We start from the raw sequence: 26,630 nt of genomic DNA, 5'->3' as shown, positions 1-26,630 counted from the left end.
TTTCTATACAACTTCATGATAGTAAAGGGCATATAAATCATTCAATGTCACTTTACCAAATGCAAAATCCATTACAATGTTATCCACCAAAAATTCAGTTAGCTCGCTTAACAGCACTGGTTCCGAACTAGGGAGATGCAGCAGTGTCATATCCGTCACGAGCGTTTGCTGCTCAATTAGCGGATATTTCTCCTTTAGCAGCGCTTTGACGGATTCCGCCATATTTTTTACCCGTACTGTTTTGATTTTCGCCTGGCTGAACCCTTCAATAATTTCATTTGTATCGACCAGTTTGCCTCCATTGAACAGGAAAATCCGATCGGCATACTTTTCCAGATTATCGAGTAAATGCGAGGCGATTATGATCATTTTCCCCTCGGCTTTTTTCTTCATCAAAATCTTCGAAATGATTTCAATATTATTCGGGTCGAGCCCGTTCATTACTTCGTCCATCATCATAATGTCTGTATTCGCAACTATTTGCATGGCAAAACAGAGACGCTGACGCATGCCTAGTGAATAAGTACCAGTTTTTTTATTTACATAATGGCCCATATTCAGTGCTTCAATTGTTTCATCGATCAGTTTCGGATCGGACTTCCACATCGTTGCGAACATTTTTAAATGGGCACGGCCGCTTAAATGGTTATATAGATCACTTTGATCCGGCATCATCGACACAAACTCGTGAATTTTCACTTCATTGGATTTACTCGAATAGCTGAGATTACCGTTAAATGATACTTTCCCGCTTGTTGGCTGCAGATAGTTCATAATGACATTCATCAAAGTGGACTTTCCGGTTCCGTTCGGTGCCACTAGCCCGATCATTTCGCCTTGTTCAAATTTAATCGAAATATCGTTGAGCACTTTTTTATCAGCAAACTGAACCGTTATATTTTCAATAGCGATCATTCGTTATCCCCCCTATTTTACAAGCTTGAAACGTTTATTAAGTGAAATGAGCAACGTAATTACCAACAGGACGACCGCGCACATTGTCAATAATAGCAGGCCGTATTGATAATCTACGTTATCACTTCCTAAATAATAGTTCTGATAACTAGACACAACTTTTCCGACATGGATATACGTTGTAGGTACTTTTTCCACTTCCCAAAAATATCCGATACCGCGGCTTATATAAAACTTTTCGCCAAAAATGACTAATAATCCGGCCGCCAAGTTCACCATTTCTTGTCGGAACAATACACTGCTTAAAATAACAACATTGATAATGACAATGAACCACAAAATGAGCAATGATAAAGACCTGCCCAAAAACATGCCCAATGTCAGCATATCAGCTAAACTATTATTCTCCAATGGTATGAAAACAGCTAAAGCTGCATATTCAGGTGATGGCAGTTTAAGTTGCCCGAAACCTGATTGAACTCCGATCACCATAAAACCAATAAATAAAGGGACAAATAAAGTGATACTGCCGATAAAAGCAACACATATTTTCACGAGCAGCTTCTTCCAGTCGGCAATGGGAAAGCCTTTCAGCACAGACGGGTGACGACGATCCTTCGTCACAATATCGATTGCCAATAATAAGGAACAAATAATTAATATTAAAGGAAGCCGGCCTTTCAGAAGTCGCTCAAGCGTTTGCAATGCTGTTCGCTGTTCAAACACACCAATCGACAACTCGTAATCCGCCTCTTTATAAGCACCATACCGGTAATGTTGATCCATTGCATTTACAAAACCTTCAGCATATGCAAATTCCCTGTCTTCCACATAATAACGGTCATTATAGGACAGATGCTCATTATAATAAGTCATATAGTTCATCTCAAAATACCAGGTGCTCGTTACTTCCGCATACTTTTTCAGATCATTTGCATCGAGTGCATCCATTCTCGCCTTATCCATCGGGTTGATAGCAGAAAACATTTGATAAGCACCAACTGTAACCGGATGTACTTCCCATAAATCCCTCTTACTTAAATCATCAATAAATTCCTGGCGCGTTAAATAGCGGGCTTCAATTTCCTCCCGATCGACCTTTTCAATCGGATCATAGGCAGGTGCGATTTTAAATGCATAAAATATCGCAGCAAATGCCAGCAGAAAATAGATCGCCAAGTTTTTCTTATTCGTAAAAAACTGTTTCAGTTCAAACTTAAAATATCCGTACATTTCTTTCCCCCCTAGGCCCTTTTAATTTTTCCTGTAGAGAAGAATGTTTTAATGACGAATAACATGATTAAAATACAAATAATCATAATCAGTAACCCGAAATTCATCGTTATATCCACAGGACGCACTAAATCTAACGGCATTCCATTTAAAATTTCATTGAAGTTCATAAAATGGAACGGATTGTACGGGAACATACTAATAATTGAAGGGAAAATAATAGGTAAAAAGAATAGAATAAAATGAACAAACAGTGTTAAATACATATTTTTCAGCAGTACATTTAAAATAATCGATAAGAGCATTACAAATATCGAGATGACGACCATGTAGACAATACATAGCCCAATATAGTGCACACTTGAAATTAATGCCGGCTCCCCTAAATATACGGCTACTTTTTCGGAACTATCTCCCAACCCATTAAATAACAATGGCGCCGCACTGATAAAGATGAGCACAATAAAGGCGACAACATACAAAAAGGCAATGATGCATTTGGATATCACGTATTGGTCAAATCGAACCGGGTAGCCTTTAATAATGCTTGAATGCTCAAAATCATCCAGAAGAATCGAACTCGTATAGAAGCTCATAAATATGTACCAGCCAACACCTACTAAACTAAAGAAATACAACAAAAACGGTATGTAATGAGATAAATCGCTAATCGTATTTTTGCCCGATTCGTACATCGTTTTAAAATATAAGTAGTTCAACGAATTTTGAAACTTGGTAGGCAGCATATCTTTCACTTTTTCGTATTCTTCCATATTAAAAGCTTGTTGGCGCAACTCAGCAATACGATAGGAAGCCTCATAATACATCGGATAGTTTTCTACAGTTAAGGAGGCAATTTGTAAAGCGACGGCACTTTTCTGCTGTGTCAGATTTTTAAATAAATCACTGCCATCTCCGTCCCTTGAGGCATCCTGAACTTGAAACTTGGATAATACAGCACGCGAACTGTAGTAGTCGCCCTTTTTTTCATTGAGCTGATCACCTATTGACTGCGCCTTAATAAAAAACATACATCCGAACACAATAACGATCACTGCGAGTAAAGCAACAATATTTTTTCGATTGGAGCGTTCGATTAGTAATCCAACTTTTAATGCCTGCAACATGTATAATCCCTTCCCCCTTCTATATATCGACATTGAAAACGGTTACAAACCTAAATTCCGATTTATCAGGTACTTTATTAGAATAATCTATCAATTGACAATTTACAAACTAAAAGGTAAATTTTCAAAAAACAGGAAAACAAGCCTTCCAAATCAACACCTCAATTTAACAATTTCGTTTCATAATTGAAGTCAATATGAGATGAAATTATTTTTGTATAATACACCTATTTTTTACAAATTTATGAACTTTTTATTTCTACCACGATTCGACACTTTATTATTTTTTAATAAGCTACGATGAATAAGCGCTGTTTTATTTAACTCGAAAACAATAAAACATCGTAATACTTCAGAAAGGAACATAAATTTAGCAATGAGATTTTTATTTTTTTTCAAAAAAATATTTAGGCTAAGATTGAGAATAAGAATTGAATCTAAAAGAAAAGACATGTACAAAAAAGCAAATGATCTAGGATTCACACACCCTGAAGTAGTACATTGCAGCCAAGAATTAGACGAATTACTTAATAAGTATTCGGATACCGCTGCATAAAATAGAGAGAATACATAAATAATGTGCTCAGGTTTGTAACATGGACCTGCCATATTTATGTTTTATTAATGAAAAGCGTTGGAGCATACAGCCCCAACGCTTTCTTTTTATCCGTTTTCATTTATCGGCGCGACCTTGCTATGTAGCAATAGTGCAGGTTTTGTTCCTATATATTGATTACAAGATATTAAATACCCTCTGTGTTCATCAATACTATACGCCAGCCATCCGGGTCCGCAATCGTCACACCTTTTTCTTCCCAATACGGATTTTCCGGTGGAACTTCGGTGTATCCCATACTAGCGAGACGAGACTGTACAGCTTGAATTTGTTCAGAATCAGGCATATAAAATACGAGCAAATTATCTTCCGTTGGTGCAGGACATGGACTTCCTTCTATATGTTCAGTAAATTCCAGATGATACGATGCATCCGGTAAGCCAATCATAATACCAGTGTACCCTCGATGCCCTTTAAAGCCGCCAAGTTTTTTAAGACCAAGACCTTCACAATAAAAACGTTCAATCTGTTCTATTTGATCAGTTGGCCGTGCGATGCGAAATTGTGCTACATGTAATGTTTCTGTCCAATGTTTCATTTACATCCCCTCCTTACCTCATTTTAGAGAAAAAAGGACAATAATACTCTACAACATTCGGATGAAATAAAGTCCTTAAACATTGTATAACGGAAAAATGCGTTGGAGCATACAGCCCCAACGCATTCCTCTTAGTACATCTTCATATATTGATTGCGTTCGTTCCCATTGTGTAACATTTATGCGGGTTCTTTCCTATATAATATGTGCTTTATAGTTTACCTGGCAATAAATGCACCGGTGTTCATCTACACAATAGACTAGCTATCCGGGTGCCAAACCTACTCTGGTCCTCTAACTGTTAACTCTTCAATCAAGCCTTCAATATTATAATCGTTTGGTCATCATGCACGTTCCATGCTCTGAGCTGATCCATTTCATCAAACACTTGCTGGACAAGGGATTCCGCTGTCTGAGAATGGTCACTCCTCAATACTGCTTCCTGCAGTAGAGTTGTTCCGTCTGGAGTATTTTCGTTTTTACACTCTGTGACACCATCAGTATAAAGTATAATTAAATCGCCATGGTTGAGTACGACACTATGGCTCATATAAACGCTGTCTGCAAAAATGCCCAGTGCGGGGTTGTTCGTATGCAACTCAACGAATTCATTACTCTCGGCTTTATACCATAAAATCGGTTCATGACCTCCTGTCGAATAGGAAAACGACCGTGTAGCTTGGTTGTAATTCGCCATTGACAAAGTGACAAACGAATAATCACTCGTGTAATCATGAACAAACGTATTCATGCTAGTAAGCACATCATGGGGCTTTTCGTAACGACTGTTGAAATCTTCCAACGCATAAACCATCATTGATTTCTGGATAGCAGCCGGAATACCTTTGCCGGATATATCTGCAATTGCCATCATTAACAGATCACCACGTGGAATTACGCTGTAAAAATCACCATTTAAAACACGAAATGGGACACTTACAGCACTAATATTTTTCTGAGCCTTCCATTTCCTTTGCTGGGAATTGAGCGATTCTTGCAACTTCATGGCCCAATTCATTTCAAGATCTATTTCCTTTTTTTCTCGCTGCAACTCACCAAATTCCAATTCCTGCGACAAGTCGGAAAAGGTAATAACTGTGCCAGCCTGATTTCCATTCCTCAGCATTGGCTCTGTTTTCATCAATACCGGAATAACACTGCCATCCTTACGTTTAAAAAATTGATTCCTTGAAGTGCGCGACTTGCCGTCAAGTGCTGTCTGCCAAGCCAGGCAATCCTGCTCGGAGAAATGGTCGCCATCGGAAGTACAATGTATGAGATTGTGAAAATCAAACTTGCGAATTTCTTCTTGTTCATAGCCGAGCATCCGTAAAGCCGACTCATTGATAAATGTAACTTTACCTTTATTATTAATACCATATACACCATCTGCAATTGAGTTCAACAAAAGCTCGTGTCTCGCGCTTAAATCACGCAGTTCCGAATATGGCCTTTTAATTTTTGCCAGATATATATGTTTCAACAGATAGTAATAACCCAGAACTTTAAAAATGTGTCCGGCCATATTACGGTATTCATTCACCTCCTGATAAGAAGTGAAAAGAATTGAAGACAAAATCAGATAAAATGAAGCAAGGCAAATATTCATATAAGTCAAATTCGACCAACTATAAATGGCTTTAAAAAGCACTAAAGCATGGATAATAATTGTTATAAATTCGAAGCCGATTTTCAGCGATGTCGGCTTGCCATCAATAATTAGAACTGGCATTTCCGCATAAAAATGAAAAATCACGAGCGATACCATTAAGGAATACAGCAATGCCAACAAATAGACGTACTTCCGGACGGACAGCTTTACCCTTGCTTGGAAATTTACGAGAATAACAATCAAAAAAATAATACTTTCCGTTAAGCGGGCTGCAACCCAGAACCATGTAGTCGCAAGTAGATTGCTTTCAATGATAAAAAAAGGCATTCCTAAAAAAGAGTATGTATGCATTAAGTCCAGCAGTGCCACCGAAACAAACATTGCCGAAAATACGAGCCAATTTGCTGACATCGTCTCTTTAAATGAAACCCAGCCATGAAGAGCAATCGAAAAAGCCACAAAAATGCTGCCTGTTTCAAGTATTCCATGAATAGCTTCATGGTTTGCGCGAATTGGCTCATATAGAGCTGAGAAGAAACCGTATTGAAAGTTCAACAAAACGAAAACAACTATGGAAAATAGCGCAAGCAACCTTGAAGGCAGTGCCATCCGTCGAATAAAAGCAATCATTGCTATCCTCCCCATTTCCACCCTCTAGGCAAACCTTTATTTACATAACAGTTCCAAATGTTAAACCAATTCTTCTTTTTACGTTTTATGTATATAAAAAACTGAATGTCGTTCTTTTCCATTTCAATAATTATACATTGTTTTTTTCATAATATCGAATTAATAATAATCGACTTTAATTTTAATTGGCTAAATACGGAGTTTCCGTTTAATTAAGTTTCACTCTTCATAGAAATAATAATTTTGATGGATATACTGAAAAATAAATAAAAAAAACGTTGGAGCATACAGCCCCAACGCTTTCCTCTTAGTACATTTTCATATATTGGTCACGTTCCCATTGATGTACAGATGTGCGGAACATATCAAACTCCACTTCTTTTGCTTCTTTGAAGTTTGCATAAATATGTTCACCTAACGCATCAATGATTACTTCATCTTTCGCTAAAGTAGCTAATGCTGCATCCAATGAACCTGGTAAACTTGCAATACCATAAGCTGCACGTTCTTCAGCATTCATCACATAAATGTTACGGTCAACCGGTGCTGGTGGCTCGATTTCATTTTTCACGCCATCCAATCCTGCAGCCAAAATAACGGCCATTGCTAAGTACGGGTTTGCAGATGGGTCAACTGAACGTAATTCAATACGAGTTGATAGACCACGAGATTCCGGAATACGTACTAATGGTGAACGGTTTTTAGGTGACCATGCCACATAACAAGGTGCTTCATAGCCTGGTACTAAACGTTTGTAAGAGTTTACAGTCGGATTTGTTACTGCTGTAAATCCTTGAACGTGCTTTAATACACCGGCTAAGAAATGTTTCGCTGTTTTTGATAACTGTAAGTCTTCCCCTTCATCCCAAAACGCATTTTTACTACCTTGAAATAATGATAAGTTGAAGTGCATTCCTGAACCGTTCACACCGAATAAAGGTTTTGGCATAAATGTCGCATGTAAGCCATGTTTACGTGCAATTGTTTTTACTACTAATTTGAACGTTTGAATATTATCGCACGCTTCCACCGCGTTGGCATATTTGAAGTCAATTTCGTGTTGACCCGGAGCTACTTCATGGTGGGATGCTTCAATTTCAAAGCCCATTTCCTCAAGTTCCAATACAATATCGCGGCGGCAGTTTTCGCCTAAATCTGTCGGTGCCAAGTCGAAGTATCCACCATCATCATTCAGTTCTAATGTTGGATTGCCTTTTTCATCTAATTTAAATAAGAAGAATTCCGGTTCAGGCCCTAAGTTAAAGCTTGTAAAACCTAGGTCTTCCATCTCTTTTAACATTCTTTTTAAGTTTGAGCGTGGATCCCCTTCAAAAGGAGAGCCGTCCGGACGTGCGATGTCACAAATTAATCGGGCAACTTTCCCTTTTTCTGCAGTCCACGGGAAAATCATGAAAGTATCTAAATCCGGACGCAAATACATGTCAGATTCTTCAATACGCACGAAACCTTCAATTGAAGAACCGTCAAACATCATTTTGTTATCCAGCGCTTTATCTAACTGACTTACCGGAATTTCAACGTTTTTGATTGTTCCTAGAATATCAGTAAATTGAAGACGGATAAACTTTACATTTTTATCTGCTACAATTTTTTTAATGCTTTCTTTCGTCGCTTTGCTTGTTCCATTCACCATTACATTTGCCATACATCAACACTCTCCTTTTTAGTTGGTCCTACTCAGTTTTATATTGAAAGAAACGCGATAAATCGCCTTGACGTAGGGATGTTTTTTGCATGCGCTGTGCTTGCTGCATTTCTTCCCGCAATATATTCCGCAATTCTGTATCTGTCACGCGTACTACGTCAGGTTTCTTTACATACTCTTTCGATCTCATTGCAAATACTTTTTTGACACCCGCCATATTAATGCCCTGGTCGAGTAACTCTCTAATTTCCAGCAACGCATCAATATCATCAAGAGAAAACATCCTTCGATTCCCTTCTGATCTGGCAGGGATGATTAATTCATGTTCTTCATAATAGCGAATTTGTCTAGCCGTTAATTCCGTCAATTGCATAACCATGCTAATCGGCAGTAACGGCATAGCTCTTCGAAACTCTCGACTCATCATCTCGCCTCCCTCTTCTTACCATTTACTTTAAATCAATGTGACGTTCTTTGTCAATCTAATGTTATAAAAACTAACATATCGTTTTTAGAATAATTTAATCGCATAATTCGAACATTTTAATTCCACAAAAAGAACCGTACGCCAAGAACAGCAATTAGCATACGGTCAACGAAGTTTCATTCTTTTTTATGTGAGCTTTCCTCTATTTTTAAAAGTTGTTTACATTTACGTTAGTTCCACCTGAATATTACAGTCCATGTCACAGTCATAATTAAAACTACAAATATTTTCAAAATTATGGATTTTAATGAAATAATTACACAATATTAATATATAATGGGTATATGTGATTTGGCATACTAAAAAAAGTGCTTAACTACTCTTACAAATAATAGAAATTAACTTTCCGTTACCCGGAAGCTTATTTGTCTTTCCTGCCGGTCACTTACTTTGTTTCTAATTCATCAGCTGCACGAAAACAGCTGCCGAATTAAGATAAAGTCTTTTGCAAATTATGCATGACACATGTGAATATTTGCTTAGGACAAGGAGGTTATATTTAGTATGAAAAAAAAGTTTTACACATTTGCAGTTGCTTCATTAGCAATGACAGCAGCACCGGTAGTCCCAGCTTCAGCTGCCGTAAATTTCACAGATGTCGCTGAAAACAACGTACATTTTAAGGCGATTACAGAATTGCATGCAGCCGAAATTATTAGTGGTTATCCAGATGGAACATTTAAACCCGCGCAGAATGTGACACGTGGACAGGCAGCTAAAATTATTGCCGGTGCACTTGGTCTTGATACGAAAAATGCGGTCAATCCTAAGTTCACCGATATTCCGGCATCACATCAGTACTACGGTTCTATCGCAGCATTGACTCCACTCGATGCAATTAAAGTGTATGAAGATAACACTTTCAAGCCAAATGAAACAATTACGCGTGGGGAATTTGCTTATATGCTCGCAAAAGCATTGGATTTAAAAGCTGAAGGCGACAGCCCTTTTCATGATGTGACCGGGGATAATGAATACGCTTATGTCGTTACAGCTTTATATGAATACGGTATAGCAAAGGGCATAAGTGATACGGAATTTGGCGTAGAGAAATCGATAACACGCGGTCAGCTAGCAACATTCATTTTCAATGTAATGAACGAATTCACAGAAAATGATACAGAAGCGGTTGAATCTTCAAAGGATTCAGCGCTATTAAAAACTATTTTCACAAAGGCAATCGAAAAACAACAAGCTACAACTAGCATGAAAGCAAAAATGACAATGACACAATCGATGGATATCCAAGATGGGGAAGAACGTATAAAAGTCGATACTAACGGAAAAATGGATATGTCAATTGTCAATAAACCTATGCAGTTCTTCATTGAAGGAACAATGTCTATGGTCGAGCCAACAACAGGCGAATCGATTGATATGCCTTTAAAAATGTATATGACAGAAAAAGATGGCATGTATATGTATGAAGGCATGTCAGAAACTTGGATTAAATATCCTGCCGACATGTTCGAAGAAATATTAGCGCAAGCTGGCGCACAAATTAATGCTGCTGATCAATTAGAAATGTTGCAGAAATTTGCAACCGATTTCAATATCAAAGAAACGGATGGGTATTATACATTAAATTTGAAAGGTACTGGAGATAACTTTACCGCTCTTATACAAGAACAAATGTCTGCCATGAACTTAGGTTTGGACGAGGAAGTAATGGCCGATATGAAAAATTTAAAATACGATAATTTTTCTTATGAAATCAAAATTAATAAGGAAACATTTGATATAGAAGAAATGGTAATGGACTTCGGATTCGGTATGAACCTGGAAGGTGTTGTAATGAATATAAAAAATAAATCAACTATGAAATATTCAGATTTTAATGCAGTACCAACTATAACAATCCCTGCCGAAGCTCTGGAAAACGCAAAATCTTTGGAGGATTTATTTGAATCAGAAATAGGAAATAAATAATTCCCAAAATTCCCATAAAAGCTGTCAGGAAAAAGTATTGTTTTTCCCGATAGCTTTTTTATTGAAAAATTACAGTTTTTTAGTGCAATGAAAAGTAATATCGCTATTATTCATGTATAATTGTTACCGTATATTGAGGGGGAATTTTATGTCAAAGCAACATATCGCAAAGTCAATCGGACAAAAAATCATCGTTATTATTGGCGGTTTAATTGCTGCTTACGGATTAGAAGCAGTATTAATACCAAATAACGTATCGGATGGTGGAATCACGGGGATTAGTATTGTCATTTCTCAGCTAACACCAGTATCATTAGGCCTGCTGATCGCCTTACTAAACATCCCGTTTATTTACTTAGGATATAAACAGATCGGAAAAACCTTCGCAATCAACTCCGTTATCGGTATTGCATCATTAGCAATTGGTACATCGCTTATGCACCATGTACCAACTATTATTACTGGCGATGCATTGCTTATTACAGTTGTAGGAGGAATTATTTTAGGTATTGGTATGGGGTTAGCGCTTCGTAATGGTGGCGCTCTTGATGGGATAGACATGCTTGCAGTGTTACTATCGAGAAAATTGCCTTTCGGTACAAGTGATCTCATTCTATTTTTAAACTTTTTCGTTTTCATTATCGTATCGTTTGTATTCGGCTTTAAAGGTGCTTTGTTATCAGCAATTGCTTATTATATCGCATCAAAAGTTATCTTGATTGTTGAAGAAGGACTTAGTGGTTCTAAAACATATAAAATCATTACAAAAGAGCCGGTTAAAATGGTCGAAACAATTCGAGATCGTTTAGGAAGAAGCGCCACTTTCAGCACAGTATACGGTGCATACTCCCATCAGGAATTTCAAGAAATTACATGTGTAATCAACCGGATGGAAGAAAGTAAGATAAAGGGAATTATTAAAGAAATCGATCCGAATGCCTTTGTGACAGTATACGAAGTGGTTGAAGTTAAAGGTGGAAGCTTTAAAAAGCAAAATATCCACTAAAACAGAAAATGGTTGTGTAAAAGGAAATTTTCCTTTTACACAACCATTTTTTAATCCTTATTGATTTCATTCGTGCGATTCGGAATACATAATCCGATAACCGCTCCTACTAACGCTGGAATTATCCACCCTAAACCAATGGAATAGAGCGGTAGGTAATCAGCGTAAATCGCTGAAATCGAAGACAGCACACTCACTTCAAATGCCGGCACACTTCCGATTAACGCATTGTACCCGTCAATTATACTAATAAAGAATACGAGTAAAATTGACCCTGCAAATACAGGCTTTTTGTAGTGAAATAGCGGTCCTAGAAGTGCAAGTATTATTAACACTATCGCCAGCGGGTAAAGGAACATCAACACTGGAATTGCATATGTAATAATATTTGTTAACCCAAAGTTCGCAATGATAAACGAAACTACACATAGCATCAATACAAATGTTTTATAGCTGACTTTCGGAAACACCTCATGGAAAAACTCACTGCAAGAAGTGATTAGCCCAATACTCGTTTTTAAACATGCAAGTACAATAATAATTGCTAACAAAATCGCGCCATATGAGCCGAAGTAATGATCGGCAACCGCAGCAAAAATTTGCCCGCCATTATCAAATGTACCAATTGCCGTTATACTTGATGCTCCCATATAAGCAATCAGACCGTAAATTAGCATCATTAATGCCATTGCGAAAATACCTGATTTCCAAGTCGCTTTTGCTATTTCTTTCTTATCTGTAATACCTGTCCGCTTTATCGCATTGATGACCACAATACCGAACGCAAGCGAAGCAAGCGCATCCATCGTATTATAACCTTCTTTAAAACCTGTCATAAACGCCTCGTTAATATAGGTTCCAGCAGGCTCAACGAATTTTCCCATTGGAGAAAACAGACTAATTCCGATTAATACAAATAAAAAGATTAAAAATGCTGGCGTTAAGTACTTCCCAATAATGTCCATTATCTTCGCCGGATTTAATGAAAAATAAAAAACTACCGTGAAGAAAATAAAACTGAATACCGCAAGCCACAATGTCGCCTGTGAAGGATCGATAAACGGTTCAAATCCAACGACAAACGGTACTGTTGCAGTACGCGGAATTGCAAAAAACGGCCCGATCGTTAAGTATAAGGCCAATGCAAAAAATAATCCAAACATCGGATGTACTTTACTCGCCAAATCACGCAATCCGTTACTTCCCGACAATCCGATTGCCAGAATACCTAAAAACGGCAAACCAATCGCCGTAACTAAAAAGCCAATTAGTGCAAACCAATAGTTCGTCCCTGCCAATTGCCCCATTTGAATCGGAAATATTAAATTCCCTGCTCCAAAAAACATCCCAAACAGCATCGTTCCGATAACTGCATAGGTTGAAAATGGTATTTTCTTGTCCATCATATTCTCTCCTAAGATGTCATTTCATGGTGTTTTAATGAAACGTCCAAATTTTCTTAACAATGTACAATATCATATCAGCACTATAATAGAATGACAATAGTAATAGTAAATATAAAAGGAGCGATGTCATAAAGCTAACACTTTTCGACATCACTCCATAATTTATTATTTAATTAAGCTAAATATTGTCTGCGCTGATTTTCAATCCATACACGCATTGTACGGTAAAGCATCGTCACGACCACAAACATCATAATCCCTTTAACAATATTAAACGGTAAAATACCCAACACGATCGTTTCGTACATATTATATTCGAAGCCTAGTAAGTACGTATACAGCGGTAAGAACGCCACGTAGTTTAATGCCGCCATTCCAAGTGACATTACAATTGTAGAAACAACTAAGCCTGTCATTAACCCTTTTGCAGAAGGGAATTTTTTATAAATATAGTAAGCTGGTAAAATGAATAATACGCCTGTAGCGAAGTTAGCCATATGACCTACCGGAATTCCTTCAGGAGCCCCTGTGTAAATCCAGTCAAGCACATTTTTAACAAGTTCAACTAGGATTCCTGCAACAGGTCCCATCGTAATTGCCGCAATCAATGCTGGCACATCACTAAAATCAATTTGTAAGAACACCGGGAACCATGGTAGCGGGAAGTTTAATAACATCAGTACAAATGAAACCCCACTCAGCATTGCGATTGTTACGAATGATCGCAACTTTAAACTTCTTTTTTGCATATAAATCTCTCCTCTTTGCTGATTCCATCTCGCAAGAAGAAAGGACGTATCAAATCATTTCATGAAAAAACCCTTATGCTAAACTTGAGCATAAGGGAGAAATAGGCACACTTGAATAAAGGGTCTATCTGTGCATTTGCAGCTATTCCTGTTTTTTGTATACGAAAAATATTCCGTTAACAAATAAGGAATTAGAAATAAGTACTGCAAAGCACGGCATTTTCAAAAAATGACGACCGTACCTTCACCTTCTCCCATCCAGACTATACTGTCGGCTTTGGAATTGCACCAAATCCTGCACACAAAAAGTGGCTCGCGGGCTCGAAAAGTTCAATATAACTTCCTCCAAGCAAATGGTCAGAGGTTATAACTTTTATTACCGCCGGTCGGGAGTTACACCCTGCCCCGAAGATGAATCAATATGAAATTATGTAGCAATTACCTTGCTATAACTATTATTATATATAAAAAAAAGGAATTGTAAAGTCCATTGCTTACAATTCCTAGTAAAATTATTTGAATTATTGAAATTCATAATGGATACGGTTTGCCGCAATTGGCTTCTCTATTGGTTTTGTGAAGTCAAAACCGCCCCATTGTTCCTGTACGATATTTTCAAATTTAACCTGTTTTTCAAAACTTGCCGCTGTCATTATTAATCCCTCAATCATTCGCATTGCCTGAGCGGGTTCATAATTCTCCAAGTTTAAAGGTTCTTCAAAAGTAATCGCAACGATGGACTCAGCGTCTTCAACTTTTAAATATACTCCCGGCAATATAACCGTTCTGTAGATATCATTCGCTTCCACCGTCATATTTTTGATTGCTTCTTGCACATCTTTAAAGCTCATTCGGAAATTCGGACTTAAATATACCGCCCCATTCCGCATCTGATACATAAAATAATTATATTGGGCGTTCTCATCATTTAATAAAAACGGCTCATTGACATCGCCAATATGGTCAAAGTATATTGGTTTTCCGGCAATATTTTCAATTTCCACTTCCATATATGCATCACTGAAAGTATCTACTAGGGAGCCTAGATAATTTGATAAGGAAGCTGTTCCCGCATCATATTGGTGATCTTCCGGCAGCGTATGAACAAGCCTGTTCCCTTCCTCACGCAAATCACCACTGTAAGGATGGTATTCATTAAAGCCTAGCGACTGTTCGTCAATCAGCGGACTGAATGTGTTATAAAGTTCCAGCTTCGTCGGATTTTCTGTACCCGTTTTCTCGGCAACAACTTCATTTGGAATCAGTATGCTTACAGGAACACTTTCTGCATCATCCCCTGCAAGACCAATTGCAAATAATGTGTTGTCCTCTAGCTCGTTTTCATAAACTAATGTTTGCTCAGGTTGAGCTTCCGTCGAGAAACTATTGATCATAGAGCGCTCATTTTGTGAAGATGCGTCTTCCTTTGCACTCATTGTCACACTCTCTTCCGATTCCGGATTGGCGAGATCGAATGCTTCATTCTGCATAGTGACCGACTCATTATTGCCTATAAATTGTGCACTGATCAGAACTATAATAAATATTGATGCAATTGAAACAAATAATGGTGCCCATCGTATGCCTTTTTGATTGTTTTGCTGTATGCGAGGCGGATCTTCATTAAATGCTCCTTCATCCATTAAACGATTAAATATCTCATCTTTTGAACGATGATCGGTTACTTTCGGTGCCTTTTTCAGAAAAATTTCAATTTCTTTTTCTTCCCAATGCTCCTTTTTCATAATGGATTCGCCTCCCTTCCTTCTTGCGCTTCCAATAGCAGCCGCAGATTCTTTAAAGCACGGTGCTGAGTCGTTTTAACTTTTCCGGTCGTCCACCCTAATATTTCCGCCGTTTCCTGAATTGAAAGTTCTTGAATAAACCTCATGATAATAACCATTTTCTGATCACCTGAACATTCCTCCAATGCAACGAGTAATTGATGGAGCTGATCATTCAATTCGGTAAATTGTTCAGGTGAAGGGACTGGGCTTACGAGTTGCTCTGTTTCCCAATCAAAAGCTGTAAATGCATGTTTATCTCGAACTTGTTTTTTTCTGAAATAGTCGATCGCAACATTTTTTGCTATAGAGAACAGCCAAGTTTTTTCCGAGCTTTTTCCTTCGAAACGGTCGTATGATTTTAATACACGAACGTATACTTCGTGGGCAAGATCCTCAGCTGCGGTACGATTTTTCACTAAGTAAAATAAGAAATTAAAAACATCCTGATGATACGTATCGTATAATCGATGGAAAATGGATTGCTGCACCCATCCCACCTCCATTCACGTAATTTGTCGTTTTCAAAACAAAAAAGTTACAATAATCATCCGTCTACGAATGAACTAGTCAATTAAAAAGAAAAGTTTATCACTTTGAACGATTCAAAATGATAAACTTTTTCATACTCATAATTCCATTACCCTATTTTATCCTGCATTAACGGGTAGCAATTTATCTGCCCCGAAAGCATAGCGGCAGAGGCAGGAATATCGGTTAAAGCCCGATTGGTTCGTGGCCAACACGGAGTTGGTAACACAAGCGTTTTCAAAGAAAATGACGGTTCTAGCTTGTGTTCTTTCAACTCAGTGGAGATAAAACCCCACTGTGTGAAGTTTCTCTTTACTAAGATAATGGCAAGTAAAATGTAAAGGTTGTTCCTTGTTGTTCCACACTATCAACAGAGATTCTGCCGTTATGTGCTTCCACAATATTTTTCGTAATGGCCAAACCTAAGCCCGTTCCGCCTTTCGAACGTGTACGTGCTTTATCTGCTTTGTAGAACCGTTCGAATACATACGGCAAATCATCTTGAGGTATGCCCTGCCCTGTATCCCTAATTTGAATTTTTGCATAGTTTTGCTCATTTGCCATTGATACAGTTACCGATCCATCGGCCGGTGTATGGCGAATCGCATTGTCAATCAAGTTCGTTAATACTTGTTCGATACGATCCTCATCAATCGAAATAAGCGTTTCATCAGAGAAGTCTGTTTCAATCTGCAGTTGCACATGCTTTTCTTTCGCTGTCTGGTCAAACTTATGCGTCATCCGTTCAATAACTGCAACTAATGGCACGTCTTCCTTATAGAGACTCATATGTCCAGATTCCATCCGCGCCAAGTCAAGTAAATCTGTTACGAGACGACTCATACGCTGTGATTCATCGTATATTACCCGAATCATATCAATACGTTCTTCCTCTGTTGTTACAACACCATCAATAATCGCCTCAGAATAGCCTTGGAGCATCGCGATTGGTGTCCGGAGCTCATGTGAAACATTGGCGATGAAATCCGATTTCAGTTTTTCCAGTTTCGTTTCTTCGGTTTTATCACGTATAACAGCGACTGCTCCACGAATGGAATCTCTGCTGTACAAAGGACTAATCGTTATACTGTAATAAGATTTGCCCATTTCAAACTCTTCGTCCAGTTGATCCTCGAAATTCAACACATGGTCAAGCATTTGATAAAGTTCATCCGGTATCGGCTTTGAGCTATCCAATCCTTTTTCGACGAACCATTTTTGCAGTAGCCGCTCTGCAGGAGGATTGCTTACTAAAATCGTTTTATCGCGATTAAATGTAATAACGGAATCGGTCATCGATGTTAAAATACTCGATAATTGTTCTTTTTCTTGGTTAATCACTTCCAGATGATGCTTCAATTGACGGCCCATCTGGTTAAAGGCAACGGCAAGCTGACCAATTTCATCATTTTGCTTCGTTTCAATTTTCGAATCGAAACGCCCCTTTGCCAATTCAAATGCATGCTCTCTCATTTTACGCAATGGAAGCGTTATTTTAGAAGAAAGGAAAAATGCAAAAATTGTCGTCAATATAAATGCAATAGCCGCAGCTAAAACAACAATTTTCGTCGTTTCATTACTAGTCTGGTGTAAAGCATCGGGATTTTTGTAGATAAAGACGGCCCCATGTAAATCTTCAACACTTTTCAGCGGGAAACCTAATACAATATAATCGGAGCTGCTCGCTTCCTCCCGATTCGAAGGCAGTGTCAGTTCCTTTACTATCGGCTCTGATGTTGCATACACTTCTTCAAATGCCTTACTTCTTATGATTTTTTGCTGAATTTCTTCTTTATTGATGCCTTCTTGTCTTGCATACAATATTTCATCTGAACTTTTGGCGATAAGTACGTTTGTCGTTTCCGTCAATAACTCCGAAATGATCGCAAACTGCTTATCATCGATCTCTTCCTCATCGATAATACTTGCAATGGCTGCGGCTGTTTGCCTTAATGAGGCCTCGGACTGCTCGTTATGATAGTTTTCAAGAAACTCCAACATGAAAATTGTGAAAATAAACAGGACAAATGAAACGAGAAGCAAAATGGTTACCCATAGCTTCCCGACAATACTTGTTGCTATTCTAATCATTTACGACCTCGAACTTATAGCCTACTCCCCAAACGGTAACGATCATTTTCGCTGCATTTTCAGAGACGCGGTTAAGCTTTTCACGCAAACGCTTAACATGTGTATCAACTGTGCGCAGATCACCAAAGAAATCATAGTGCCAAACTTCTTTTAATAATTGCTCACGGTCGAATACTTTATCGGGTGCCTTCGCCAAAAAGTATAATAATTCATATTCTTTCGGTGTTAAATTTACTTCCGTTCCATCCGCTGTCACACGATGTGCATCATGGTCGATTGTTAAATGCGGGAACACAACTAAGTCTTTAGAAGATGAAGCATTTGAAACAGGTGAAAATACTGCTGAACGTCTTAATATTGCTTTAACACGCAATACGACTTCTCGCGGACTAAATGGTTTCACAATATAATCATCCGCACCAAGCTCAAATCCTTGTACACGGTTTGCTTCTTCACCTTTTGCCGTCAACAATATAATAGGCGTTGTTTTCTTTTCGCGCAGTTCAGCACAAACTTCCAAACCATCTTTTTCAGGCATCATAATATCCAACAAAATACAATGATAATCTTTTTCAAGTGCCATCGAAAGTGCTTGTTCTCCATTTTCCGCTTCTTCTACTGTATAGCCCTCACGCTCTAAATACATTTTTAACAAACGACGAATTCGATCCTCGTCATCCACAATCAACACAGAAATATTTTCAGACACTGGTGTTGCCCCTTTCAAAACTCTATTTCTCTTCTCTATTGTACCTTTTTAGTGAACGATTGAAAAGAAAAGCCCAATCATTCTGATTGAACTTTTCTAACTTTATGACAGTTTATTAATTATTTTGCATAGAATTGGAAACTATCAAAATAGCTCTAATAATAGTGTAAAAAGGAACTTCTTGTCACATTATCATTATGCATAAGAGTGTAATCCAGCGATAACTAGATTAACTACGACTAAATTGAATAAGATAATAAGGAAACCAATTACCGTAAGCCATGCACTCTTTCTTCCTTCCCAACCTTTTGACAGGCGAAGGTGTAAAAATGCTGCATAAAACAGCCATGTAATCAGTGCCCATACTTCTTTTGGGTCCCAGCCCCAGAATCGGCCCCATGCTTCCTGTGCCCAGATCATCGCAAAAATAAGCGCGCCTAATGTAAAAATCGGGAAAGCAATCAAAATTGAACGGTAGGCGATTTCGTCCATCAGCGTCGAGTTCACCCGTTTCACTAATGGCTGGAACATTTTCGCTATCTTTCTTCTAAAGATCAGTCGAATGAGTATATAAATGATAGTACCGAATAGCACAGACCAGAAAACAGTTGTAAGTTTCCGTGCATCGATCAATGCCGGCAACTCAAATAATGGTGTCATACGATCTTCGGACAGTTCCACATATCCATTCATACCGAATATAGCCGGCATCAAATATGTAGATGTATTGACTTGATCCAATGTATCAACGTATTCATACTTCGCTTCGTAATCCATTGCATTGAACGTAACCGTTGCCGCAACAAACCCTACAACTAGTACACAGCAGAACATGACTGTTTCCAGCCAAAAACTTTCTTTTGAGCGCTCGTCCATATTCACATTTCTCAGCAAGTATATAAGTCCGGCTACCGCACTAATCCCAAAAATCGATTGCCCTAATGCTGCAGTCGTAACATGAATTGTGAGCCAATGACTTTGCAGTGAAGGTACTAAAGGACTTACTTCTGTCGGGAACATTGAGGCATAGGCAATTATCAATAATGCAATTGGTAAAGCAATAACACCTAATGCCGCGACTTTATACGTAAAGTAAATGACGATAAACGATAGTACGATGAACATACCGAATGCTGTTGTAAATTCAAACATATTACTAACCGGTGCATGTCCTGTGTACGCCCAGCGCGTAATGAAGTAACCTAACTGTGCAACAAAACCGATAATTGTAACAACAAGGGCAATTTTACCGTATTTATCTGCCCGTGCTGCTGCCGTATCATTTTTCACTTTAATTGCGCCTGCAAATAAAAATGTACCAACTAAGTAAGAAATGAATGCAGCATACAGTAAATAACCGCTTAAATCGATTAAACTCATAAGGTTTTACCATCCTTTTCTGTTTCAACATGTTCATTGTTTTCTTTTTCCTGTTGATCTACGTATTGCGGTAAATGAGCATGCTTCGTTAATGCATCTAAATCTTTTTTCATACTAAACCAGTTTTTATTCGTATGTGCTGCCAGACGTATTGTTCCATCCGCCACCTGTTCAACCCATATACGACGATGATTCCAATAGGAACCGATTGCAACACCAATCATAAAGATAATACCCCCTACGATTAAAATAGGGATTGTCCGATCATAACGAATCGTTAGACCCGACATATGACGTGTTTCAACATTCGAAAACTTCATTTTATATATATTGTCACCTTCAGGCTCCAGTGTTTGCTGGATCGCAACAAAGCTTGTCTCCCCTTCTGGTGTTTCAGGAGTAATCATTTTAAAAATAAATGCCGGATTATTCGGTGTTTGGGTCGCAGTTTGCGGTACACCTTCTTTAAAACCTGAAAAGTCCGGATAAAAACCCATTAATTCGACCTGTGCGCCATTTTCGAGCGTATACACTTCCTGCGGGTTCGTTAAATCAATGCTAATTTGACCAAGCGATTCTTCCGTTTCTTTGTTCGTTAAATCAAACACCATTGTTTTAATTTCATTTAAACGGAAATCCATCTGATAAAACGCATAGCCCTCATGCTTGAGCGGATGGTTTACCTGAATTCCGTATTTCTTCACTTCTTTCAGGTTTTCCGCCTGTCCCGGCACACTGTTTTCTTTCTGTTTATACAGTGTCACGTCCGTCTGGTAATTTTTCGCTACTACATTGACCCCTTGTTTGATCTGCTCACCCTGAGGAACATTGTCGTAAGTTTCAAGAATAAATTTGTCATTCTTCAGGAAGTACCCGTCCATACCCGGTACAGCACGTGTCTCGCCTTCACGGAGCCACATCGATTCATCCACGTACATGCCAGGTACTAAATGGAGCATGACCCCAATTAGAAAGACGATTAATCCAACATGGTTTATGTAGGCACCATAGCGGGAAAAACGCCCGCGTTCCGCTAAAATGGAATCATCTTCTCGTCGGACATTGTATTTCAAATTTTTTAAAGATTGTTCCACGAGCTGGAGCGTTTGTTCAGGCGTTTCAGTTGGTTTCCCTTCACCAATAATTCGCTGACGCTTCATAAAGTTTGTATGTCGTTTTACTCGTTGATTTTTTAATGATTTATGTAATGGAATACCTCTATCTATACTTGCAATAATAATGGACACACCTAACATTAATACAAGTAATTGGAACCATAAGGATGAATAAAGATCCGATAAACCTAACGCGTAGTATATTTCACCGAACCATCCATAAACATCTGAATAGTACTTTTCCTTCTCTGCGTCTGTCGCTACGCTTATATAAAACTCCTGAGGCAGGATTGTACCAATTGATGCTGCTATTAAATTGATAATAATGAGCGTAATTCCGACTTTCACACTTGAGAAAAAATTCCAAACTTTATCAATAATTGACTTGTTATAAGTTTTTGAACGTATGGCTGTCCCTTCGTACCGCATGTCTGCAATTTTCTTGCTTTTTTCCTCTGCGGATAATGGAGAACCGCATTTTTGGCAGAGTGTTGTACCTTCAGGATTTTCATGCCCGCATTCACAAATTAGTTTATTCATTGCGTAAAAACTCCTATTCCGGCTTTATTGACTCCATATATTGCACAATTTCTCCTTCGGTCATTTCTCCAGTAATAATACGGTCTATTGTACCGTCGGGTTTAATGAAAATTGATGTAGGCAGGGGTCCAATATTATAGGCAGTGAAAACACTTTTTGTTTTATCGATCGCAACCGGGAACGTCATCCCCATATTCGCCACATATTTTTTAACCTCGAATTCAGACTGTGCGAAGTTAACGGCAATAATTTGAACATCCTGGCCCTTAAATTCCGCATATTGACGAGTCATTGCAGGAAATTCGCGTTCACACGGCTCACACCATGTACCCCAGAAATTCAATACGACACCCTTTCCCTCGTAGTCTTTCAATCTATGCTTTTCTCCATCCAAATCTACTACTTCAAAATCAGGCGCCTGTGCTCCGGCTTGTACTATATTTATTTTATCTTTCGTTACGGCAGCGTAAACTGTATATCCGATTGCGATTGCTAAAATGGTTAAAATGATGCCGCGAGTTACAGAACGTTGTTTCTTTTTTTCCAAATAAAAAACCCCCTTCCACTTCAGCAACTACTGTTGCCTATTATAGCAAATTATTACAAAATTTAAATTCTTTTCTTTAAGAATGATTTATGACTATCCTAAACTATTAATTGTTATAATCAATTTTTCCTGTTTCAGCTAATACACGTAGTAACTTTACTTCATGTTTTGTCAGCTGACGGTATTCGCCCGGGCTAAGTCCTGTTAGATCTAAGAATGCAAAGCGCTCGCGTTTCAATTTCACAACAGGTGTACCGATTGCTTCAAACATACGGCGGACTTGACGATTTCGTCCTTCATGGATTGTAATCTCACAAATCGCTTTACCGGCCTTCTCGTCAAAACTTGTCATGCTTACTTTTGCTGGAGCCGTCTTTCCATCTTCCAGCTTAATTCCGCTTTGAAGTTTCATTAAACCTTGTTTTGTTGGGATCCCTTTAACACGCGCAATATATGTTTTGTCGATTTTGAATTTCGGGTGTGTCATTAAGTTTGAAAACTCGCCGTCATTCGTTAAAAGCAATAACCCAGTCGTATCATAATCTAAACGCCCTACCGGGAAAATACGCTGGTGAACATGCTTTTTAAAAATATCAGTTACTGTTTTTCGACCTTTATCATCAGTTACTGCCGAAATATAAGCACGTGGTTTATATAGCAGGAAATATACTTTATCTTCTTTTTCCAGTTTTACGCCTTCTACTTCAATCGTGTCCGAGTTGGATACTTTTGTACCAAGCTCTTTAACTACGACTCCATTTACTTTTACTTTACCTTCTACTATTAATTGCTCTGCTTTACGTCGTGATGCAACGCCTGCATAAGCAATCACTTTTTGTAATCTTTCCATAAGTTCACCTCATTGATTGATAAACTGCAAAGACGCATACTTCTTCAGCATTCGTCCCTGCACTTTTCATTTACTGCTCTGTTAATTATTAAATATTATTGCTGCAATCCACAAATACGAGCGAAAATAAATCCTTAACGAATAAAAATTATGTCATACTTTCAGGACTTATTAAAGAAATTTCACTTTTTGGATTATTTTACTTTTACAAGTTTTGATGATACGAGCGATTCATCAGCGTATAAAAGCCAAACCCCACGATCCGATCCTTTCAGCCGTGAAACTTTAACAATATGCTCAAAATTCGGCCGTTCTTTTTTATGAAGCAGCATTTGGAACGGTTCATCTAACTCGATTGCCAACCCGTTCGCATTATATTTCCCTTTTTTTACAATCGTTTGTTTTTCAAAATTATTGTCGATAAAATCCGCCAAGTTCCGGTGAATATTCCAATCATTTCCTTCGTTAATAGTAACGACAACAAATGATTTTTGTTCCCGTTCAAAATAAGTTGCCAATGTTCGTCCAGCCACTTTTGTATAGCCTGTTTTCCCTGCAATGGCTCCTATCTTCTCATGCATAAGTCGGTGCTTATTTCTCCACTGCCTGCCATCCGAAAAATTTTGTGTCGAAGCAATTTTCCTGAATTGAGGATTCATCATCGCAATTTGCAACATTTTTGCCGTATCGTAGGCAGAGGATAGATGGGCTTCATTGTGCAGTCCTGTAGGATTTGTAAAAGTTGTTTCCTGCAATTGATAAAGCTCTGCCTTCTCGTTCATAAGCTGAACAAAGCCTTCCACTGATCCGCCAATATGCTCGGCCAGCGCTACAGCAGCATCATTTCCTGATTGCATCATTAAACCATGAAGCAAGTAATCAATCGTATACGTCTCGTTTTCCAGTAAATAAATTGATGAGCCTTCCACAAGCGATGCTTCCTTCGAAATGACAACTTCATCGGTAAGCTCACTATTTTCCAAAACAACCAGGGCCGTCCAGATTTTCGTCAGGCTGGCGATCGGCAGGCGTGCATGTTCATTCACACCCATTAATGTCCGCCCATTTTCCGCATCGATAACAACATAGCTATTAGACGCCGCCTGAATTTGTGACGAACTACTCAAAAATACGAACAATACAACAATAGAAACAAACCACTTTTTCAACAGGCCACTCCTTTAATTTTGGTTAAATGTTTCCTGGAACTTCGTTAAAAATAAATCAGTCGGCTGATCATCTTCCTGATCGACTTCTTCCGGTAACGGCGGCAATTCTTTAATATTTTTTAAGCCAAAATAATTTAGGAACTCTTTTGTCGTCCCATATAAGATTGCCCGTCCTGTTCCTTCCGCTCTGCCAACTTCCTGTACAAGCGCCCTTGAAACGAGTGTTGCAATCGGGCGTTCGCTCTTCACCCCTCGCAGATCTTCCACTTCCGCGCGCGTGATCGGCTGCTTATACGCTATAATTGCCAGAACCTCTAATGAAGCTGCGGTTAAGACTTGATTTGTCGGGTTTTCAATTAGCTTTTTCAATGTGTCGGTCACTTCCGGTTTTGTTGTTAACTGATATGTACCGGCAAGCTGTTTTAATGTGATTCCCCGCATTTCCTCCTCATTGTAATGAGACAGTAATTCACTTAATCCCGCTTCAATATCCATTGGTTCTACTTCTATATATTGTGCAAGTTGTTTAACGGTCATACCTTCATCACCAGCTACGAATAATAGTGCCTCAATTCGGCTCAGTAAGTTGTTCGAATTCATCGCCAATTTCCTCCTTTGTCAATAATACAGATAAATCATCGAAGTTGTTTTGCTGTTCGACAAATATCACTTGGCGCTTCATTAATTCCAGTAATGTTAAAAACGTCAATACAAGCATTGGCTTATCCTCTGCTACAAACAATTGCGAGAACATTACTCTGCCACCTGCATTTTTTAGAATGTTTACAACGGAACGCATTTGTTCCTTCACTGAAATTTCCTGTCTTGCGATGCGCGTTGACAACGGTTTTTTCAACTGTTTACGACGCATCAGTTTTTGGAATGCACTTAACATATCGTAAACATTTACATTTTGATCAAAAAGCGCTAATTGTTCTTCCGGCATGAATTCCGACAAGTCTGCCGGCGCTTTCGTGAACACTTGCCCACGTTCTGTTTCCAATTCCTGAAGCTGGACAGCTGCTTCTTTATACTTTTTATATTCGATTAAACGTGCAACAAGCTCTTCCCGTGGATCGACCTCATCTATTTCGAGCTCTTCCGCATCAATTTCATTCTCGTTAATCGGAATGAGCATCCGGCTTTTAATCGCCAATAATGTTGCGGCCATTACTAAATATTCACTTGCTTCATTCAGTTCCAATGTTTGCATCGCATGGATGTGATCAATATACTGTTCCGTTAATTCCGCCATTGGAATATCATATATATCAATTTCCAAACGATGAATTAAATGCAATAATAAATCTAGTGGCCCGCTAAAGGCGTCTAGTTTCACTTCGTAAGACATAAAATACCACCTATCGTTTATCGGAAATTATCATTAGCATCTAATTCACGCTATGATTAATTTTACGTTTTGCTAGTTACTTTATTCGTCAAAATTCAACAAAATATAGCAGAACCTATCTAATTAGTATAGAGGAAAGGGGACAACAATGCATCCTTTGTTTCATCCACTATTTATCGATTATTGCGCTTATTTTAACGGCAATAATGACTATTTTGAATGCCATGAAGTTTTAGAAGAATATTGGAAGGAAATCGCACCAAAAGAAAAGCTTCATCCGTTAGTAGGCTATGTCCAGCTTGCGACAGGTATGTACCATTGGCGGCGGGCAAATGTTACTGGCGCTGCACGTATAATGGAGAAAGCCATTGTTAACTTCGAGCTGAATCACAATAGTGAATTTTTCAAGTATATCGATGTAGGACAACTGCTTCTCCTAATGAAAAACCAGCTTCAAAAAATGCAGGAAAATGAACCATTCGCAAACATTGCTCTGCCTATTACAGATCGACAGTTGCAAGAATTGGTAGACGAAAGGATAAAGTCGATTCCCCTAATGGATTCACACTTTATTTTCAATAAACATATGCTTCGGGACCGCACAGAAATACTGGAAGCTAGAGAATTTAAAAAAAGAAGTCGACAGTAA

At 38.4% G+C, this 26,630-nt stretch carries 24 protein-coding genes and 1 riboswitch; of the genes, 4 read left to right on the top strand and 20 right to left on the bottom strand.

Going from position 1 to position 26,630, the window contains the following annotated elements:
* Positions 1 to 3 precede the first annotated feature (3 nt).
* Genes ABS917_RS02145 through ABS917_RS02135 form a run of 3 tightly spaced genes read right to left on the bottom strand, consistent with a single transcriptional unit; the run spans position 4 to position 3,275 of the window.
* The gene (locus ABS917_RS02145) at positions 4 to 915 is read right to left on the bottom strand and encodes an ABC transporter ATP-binding protein (RefSeq protein ID WP_350477458.1); all 912 of its coding nucleotides are present in this window, start codon (positions 913 to 915) and stop codon (positions 4 to 6) included.
* A 12-nt stretch (positions 916 to 927) separates the two neighbouring features.
* Complete coding sequence (locus ABS917_RS02140) at positions 928 to 2,148, bottom strand: ABC transporter permease (RefSeq protein WP_350477457.1); 1,221 nt, start codon at positions 2,146 to 2,148, stop codon at positions 928 to 930.
* An 11-nt stretch (positions 2,149 to 2,159) separates the two neighbouring features.
* A complete protein-coding gene (locus tag ABS917_RS02135; RefSeq protein ID WP_350477456.1) occupies positions 2,160 to 3,275 on the bottom strand; it encodes an ABC transporter in 1,116 nt (371 codons plus the stop codon).
* Positions 3,276 to 3,651: 376 nt separating this feature from the next.
* Here ABS917_RS02135 and ABS917_RS02130 point away from each other — a divergent pair, with 376 nt between their 5' ends.
* Entirely contained in the window at positions 3,652 to 3,831 is a 180-nt protein-coding gene (locus ABS917_RS02130; protein WP_350477455.1) for an aspartyl-phosphate phosphatase Spo0E family protein, read from the top strand.
* Positions 3,832 to 4,018: 187 nt separating this feature from the next.
* Here the strand turns inward: ABS917_RS02130 and ABS917_RS02125 are convergent, their stop codons facing one another.
* From ABS917_RS02125 to ABS917_RS02110, 4 genes are all read right to left on the bottom strand, one after another.
* Positions 4,019 to 4,429 (bottom strand): VOC family protein, encoded by a 411-nt coding sequence (locus ABS917_RS02125; protein ID WP_350477454.1) that lies wholly within the window; start codon positions 4,427 to 4,429, stop codon positions 4,019 to 4,021.
* Between the two features lie 313 nt (positions 4,430 to 4,742).
* Complete coding sequence (locus ABS917_RS02120; protein WP_350477453.1) at positions 4,743 to 6,671, bottom strand: SpoIIE family protein phosphatase; 1,929 nt, start codon at positions 6,669 to 6,671, stop codon at positions 4,743 to 4,745.
* Between the two features lie 307 nt (positions 6,672 to 6,978).
* Positions 6,979 to 8,325 carry a type I glutamate--ammonia ligase gene (gene glnA / locus ABS917_RS02115; RefSeq protein ID WP_339199636.1) on the bottom strand — a complete coding sequence of 449 codons (1,347 nt, stop codon included), beginning with the start codon at positions 8,323 to 8,325 and terminating at the stop codon, positions 6,979 to 6,981.
* Positions 8,326 to 8,365: 40 nt separating this feature from the next.
* Entirely contained in the window at positions 8,366 to 8,761 is a 396-nt protein-coding gene (locus ABS917_RS02110) for a MerR family transcriptional regulator (protein WP_350477452.1), read from the bottom strand.
* Positions 8,762 to 9,328: 567 nt separating this feature from the next.
* Between ABS917_RS02110 and ABS917_RS02105 the strand changes: the two genes are divergently transcribed.
* Together ABS917_RS02105 and ABS917_RS02100 are read left to right on the top strand one after the other, a co-directional pair.
* Complete coding sequence (locus tag ABS917_RS02105; RefSeq protein WP_350477451.1) at positions 9,329 to 10,753, top strand: DUF6612 family protein; 1,425 nt, start codon at positions 9,329 to 9,331, stop codon at positions 10,751 to 10,753.
* A 148-nt stretch (positions 10,754 to 10,901) separates the two neighbouring features.
* Positions 10,902 to 11,759 carry a YitT family protein gene (locus ABS917_RS02100; RefSeq protein WP_350477450.1) on the top strand — a complete coding sequence of 286 codons (858 nt, stop codon included), beginning with the start codon at positions 10,902 to 10,904 and terminating at the stop codon, positions 11,757 to 11,759.
* Positions 11,760 to 11,809: 50 nt separating this feature from the next.
* On the opposite strand, the gene brnQ is transcribed toward ABS917_RS02100, so the two are convergent.
* From brnQ to ABS917_RS02035, 13 genes are all read right to left on the bottom strand, one after another.
* Positions 11,810 to 13,162, bottom strand: coding sequence for a branched-chain amino acid transport system II carrier protein (gene brnQ / locus ABS917_RS02095; RefSeq protein ID WP_350477449.1), 1,353 nt, complete (start codon positions 13,160 to 13,162; stop codon positions 11,810 to 11,812).
* A 176-nt stretch (positions 13,163 to 13,338) separates the two neighbouring features.
* Positions 13,339 to 13,914 carry an ECF transporter S component gene (locus ABS917_RS02090; protein ID WP_350477448.1) on the bottom strand — a complete coding sequence of 192 codons (576 nt, stop codon included), beginning with the start codon at positions 13,912 to 13,914 and terminating at the stop codon, positions 13,339 to 13,341.
* Positions 13,915 to 14,156: 242 nt separating this feature from the next.
* A riboswitch (FMN riboswitch) is annotated at positions 14,157 to 14,331 on the bottom strand.
* Between the two features lie 104 nt (positions 14,332 to 14,435).
* Positions 14,436 to 15,659: a hypothetical protein gene (locus ABS917_RS02085; RefSeq protein ID WP_350477447.1), complete on the bottom strand. Its 1,224-nt coding sequence runs from the start codon at positions 15,657 to 15,659 to the stop codon at positions 14,436 to 14,438.
* On the bottom strand, positions 15,656 to 16,189 hold the full coding sequence (locus ABS917_RS02080) for an RNA polymerase sigma factor SigX (protein WP_079525770.1): 534 nt from the start codon (positions 16,187 to 16,189) through the stop codon (positions 15,656 to 15,658). Before ABS917_RS02080 ends, ABS917_RS02085 begins: the two co-directional genes overlap by 4 nt.
* A 355-nt stretch (positions 16,190 to 16,544) precedes the next feature.
* Positions 16,545 to 18,320 carry an ATP-binding protein gene (locus tag ABS917_RS02075; protein WP_350477446.1) on the bottom strand — a complete coding sequence of 592 codons (1,776 nt, stop codon included), beginning with the start codon at positions 18,318 to 18,320 and terminating at the stop codon, positions 16,545 to 16,547.
* Positions 18,313 to 19,029, bottom strand: a complete 717-nt coding sequence (locus ABS917_RS02070; RefSeq protein WP_079528693.1) for a response regulator transcription factor — start codon at positions 19,027 to 19,029, stop codon at positions 18,313 to 18,315. Before ABS917_RS02070 ends, ABS917_RS02075 begins: the two co-directional genes overlap by 8 nt.
* Positions 19,030 to 19,224: 195 nt before the next feature.
* The gene (gene ccsB, locus ABS917_RS02065) at positions 19,225 to 20,409 is read right to left on the bottom strand and encodes a c-type cytochrome biogenesis protein CcsB (protein ID WP_350477445.1); all 1,185 of its coding nucleotides are present in this window, start codon (positions 20,407 to 20,409) and stop codon (positions 19,225 to 19,227) included.
* The gene (locus tag ABS917_RS02060; protein ID WP_350477444.1) at positions 20,406 to 22,064 is read right to left on the bottom strand and encodes a cytochrome c biogenesis ResB family protein; all 1,659 of its coding nucleotides are present in this window, start codon (positions 22,062 to 22,064) and stop codon (positions 20,406 to 20,408) included. The genes ccsB and ABS917_RS02060 overlap by 4 nt, the downstream gene beginning before the upstream one ends.
* Before the next feature lie 13 nt (positions 22,065 to 22,077).
* Positions 22,078 to 22,611, bottom strand: coding sequence for a thiol-disulfide oxidoreductase ResA (gene resA / locus ABS917_RS02055; protein ID WP_350477443.1), 534 nt, complete (start codon positions 22,609 to 22,611; stop codon positions 22,078 to 22,080).
* A 106-nt stretch (positions 22,612 to 22,717) separates the two neighbouring features.
* A complete protein-coding gene (locus tag ABS917_RS02050; RefSeq protein ID WP_339175795.1) occupies positions 22,718 to 23,461 on the bottom strand; it encodes a pseudouridine synthase in 744 nt (247 codons plus the stop codon).
* Positions 23,462 to 23,655: 194 nt separating this feature from the next.
* The gene (locus tag ABS917_RS02045; RefSeq protein WP_350477442.1) at positions 23,656 to 24,630 is read right to left on the bottom strand and encodes a D-alanyl-D-alanine carboxypeptidase family protein; all 975 of its coding nucleotides are present in this window, start codon (positions 24,628 to 24,630) and stop codon (positions 23,656 to 23,658) included.
* 12 nt (positions 24,631 to 24,642) lie between these two features.
* Positions 24,643 to 25,230 carry an SMC-Scp complex subunit ScpB gene (scpB, locus tag ABS917_RS02040; protein WP_350477441.1) on the bottom strand — a complete coding sequence of 196 codons (588 nt, stop codon included), beginning with the start codon at positions 25,228 to 25,230 and terminating at the stop codon, positions 24,643 to 24,645.
* A complete protein-coding gene (locus tag ABS917_RS02035) occupies positions 25,199 to 25,981 on the bottom strand; it encodes a segregation/condensation protein A (RefSeq protein WP_350477440.1) in 783 nt (260 codons plus the stop codon). The genes scpB and ABS917_RS02035 overlap by 32 nt, the downstream gene beginning before the upstream one ends.
* 148 nt (positions 25,982 to 26,129) lie before the next feature.
* Between ABS917_RS02035 and ABS917_RS02030 the strand changes: the two genes are divergently transcribed.
* On the top strand, positions 26,130 to 26,630 hold the full coding sequence (locus ABS917_RS02030) for a DUF309 domain-containing protein (RefSeq protein WP_350477439.1): 501 nt from the start codon (positions 26,130 to 26,132) through the stop codon (positions 26,628 to 26,630).

It is taken from the genome of Solibacillus sp. (assembly GCF_040273735.1).
In the GTDB taxonomy this organism is placed as follows: domain Bacteria; phylum Bacillota; class Bacilli; order Bacillales_A; family Planococcaceae; genus Solibacillus.
This window is presented reverse-complemented; position numbering and strand designations above follow the sequence as displayed.